The organism is uncultured Campylobacter sp. (genome assembly GCF_938030785.1).
Lineage (GTDB): Bacteria > Campylobacterota > Campylobacteria > Campylobacterales > Campylobacteraceae > Campylobacter_B.
The window spans coordinates 1-2366 of record NZ_CALHIK010000072.1; the positions used below are offsets into that span (position 1 = coordinate 1).

2 protein-coding genes are annotated in these 2366 nt (G+C 51.0%); one reads left to right on the forward strand and one right to left on the reverse strand.

Annotated features, from left to right (window positions below; all coding sequences use genetic code 11):
• Window positions 1-1090 (reverse strand): tRNA pseudouridine(13) synthase TruD (truD, locus tag Q0438_RS03955; protein WP_299187584.1); only part of this gene is annotated, 1090 nt, incomplete at its 3' end.
• Between the two features lie 106 nt (window positions 1091-1196).
• Here truD and Q0438_RS03960 point away from each other — a divergent pair.
• A complete protein-coding gene (locus Q0438_RS03960) occupies window positions 1197-2234 on the forward strand; it encodes a hypothetical protein (protein WP_299187587.1) in 1038 nt (345 codons plus the stop codon).
• The last annotated feature ends 132 nt before the right edge of the window (window positions 2235-2366 follow it).

Here is a 2366-nt window from a genome sequence, read left to right on the forward strand (position 1 = left end):
CTTCGAATATATCTCGGTGCAAAATTTCTTCCAAAACGACCGTCGCGTAAGAGCCTTTCGGCAGGTAGAAACTGAAGCTAAAATGCGCATTTTGCGCATCATAGGCGTGCTGCACGCGCTCCATAAAGCTCCACGCAAACCTGCGCGAGCCGTTCATCTGCGCCTCAAACTCGCGAGCAGGCGCGAAAATTTCATCTTCAAATCTGCCGCCAAGTCCGCTAGCTCGCAGCTTAGCTCGCCCCGCGATAAGGCCTGCGCTCGTGATTTCTCGCCTCGCAAACCGCTCGCACTCAGCGCCCAGATCGTCACAGCCAAAAAACGCGCCGTGCGGGAAGTGTCCTAAAATTTCGCCTCTTAAAAGTTTAAAAAACTGCGGCTGAGCCGCGATCTCGCGCGCCTCCTCCTTGCTTAGTCCGTAAATTTTAGCAAACTCCCTAAGACTAAATTCCGCCGCAAATTTTGAAATTTCGACCCGCTTGCTAAGCCAGCAGTTAAAAAGCTCGCTCTGATAGGCGCTGATTAAAAAGTCGCGCATTTTGGGGTTTTTAAGCTGCCTCTGTCCTCGCAGCACCTCCTCGCCCTGCGCCGCGTTGTCGCCGAACTTGCCGAAGCGCTGATAGCCGAAATAGTTCGCAAAGCCCTCGCGCCCTAGCGTATCTAGCGCGGCTGCGAGCTTGACGGCGTCGGGCGGCAGGACCTTTTTTAGGCGGATGAAAAAGTCATTGCCCTTAAGATGGCCGATTTTAAGCTTGTTTTTGTGCCTTTGCACGCTTAAAATTTTAAGGCTATCGTGCGAAAATCCACCCAGCGCGGGCTCAAATTTAGCGGGCATACTAACGTGCTGCGTCGTAAGCCCCTGCTTGTCTTTAAGCCCCGCGTAGCCGAACTCGCGCATCTTAGCGCCCGTATGCTCGCTTAAAATCCGCAGTGCCTCGTGCGTGCTGATGCCCTTTTTTTGCAGCAGCAAAATGCAGTGCTCGCCCTCACCGCTAGGCTCGTAAAGCGGTACTTCGCGCACGACGAAATCGCTGGAGTTTTTACTAAAATGCGCATTTATCGGCGCGTGATTTAGGGTGTATAAATTTTTCATAGCCCGCCTTTGCGTTAATCTAAGGCGCAATTTTATAAAATTGAGCCTAAAAAACTCATTATTAAGGCAAATTCTAGTATCATTCGCCATAAAAAAAGGATGAAAAATGCTTCAAATCAGGCTCTTTCGCTTCGACCCGCGCTGCGACGTAGCAAGCTACTTCAAGCCCTATGTTTATGAAAGCGCGCCCTTTGCCGATCTTGCGGCACTGCTTGACGACATTTCTGCGCACGATCCCTATTTTAGCGCGCAGGGAGTGGAATTTGTAAAAATCGGCGGCACCGCAGTGAGCGTAAAAGAGCCGCTAGATACGCTTATAGCGCACTTTGGAAACGAGCTAATCATCTCGCCTCTTAGCGAAAAAGAGGCGATTAAAGATCTGCGCTGCGAGCCGAGGGCGTTTTTGGATAAGCTTAAAGCCTTTGAGAGCATCGCGGACGCCTCTGATTTTGAGTTTTACAAAAGTCTCGCGCCCTATTTTTACTCGACGAAAATCCCCGCATGCTCGCAGGAGTTTCTGGGTAACAGCGCCTTTATCTTCGCGCACCGCCTGATGCAGACGCACCCGAGCGAGCGTATGAGGATTTTGGAGATCATCGAGCCGCAGATGGCGTATTTTACGAAGTGCGACGCCGTGGGGATGGAGTTTGACGACCGCGCGGCATACAGGGCGTTTTGCGATATTTTAAAATACGAGCTAGCGCGCAGTAATAAAATTTTAAGCGCGCAGAGCATGGCGGAATTTGACGCAGCGAGCGCGAAGCACAATTTTAGCGGCTTTAACGTCGCCGTGTGGTACGACGAGGCTGCGGAGGAGCTGGCTAGCAGGCTGGGCGCGCAGATCGTGCACTTTGAGCACGAAGGCGCGCCGCTTGGAGCGCAGATATACGAGCGCGAGCGGGAGTGCGCGCTGCGGCTGGGAGGCGAAATTTTATTTGACGCGTTTGATAGCGGAAGCGATTTTTTGCTAGTAAATTCCAAGCTTGCGCTTGATTTTTTAGACGGCAGAAGCGATGAAATCCAAAGACTTTTCAGTAGAGATCTCGCGGGCTTTTATCTAATTGCGACGGATGAGCTCACCGCTCTAGCTCGCGGCGAGAGGCCCGACTTTTCGGCGCGCAAGCTAAAGCCGACGCTGATTTAAGCGGACGGGGTTTTAAAATTTATCCTATTACGACGGTAAAATTTTAAATCGACTGCATATTGATGATCGGCATAAAGCAAATAGTTTTCTTAATCGCAGGCGGTTTAATCATCTACTATTTCTTTAATTCGG

Bases quoted from the DNA above. Each gene is read 5' to 3' on its own strand.
- Q0438_RS03960 (WP_299187587.1), top strand. From the start codon at position 1,197: ATGCTTCAAATCAGGCTCTTTCGCTTCGACCCGCGCTGCGACGTAGCA.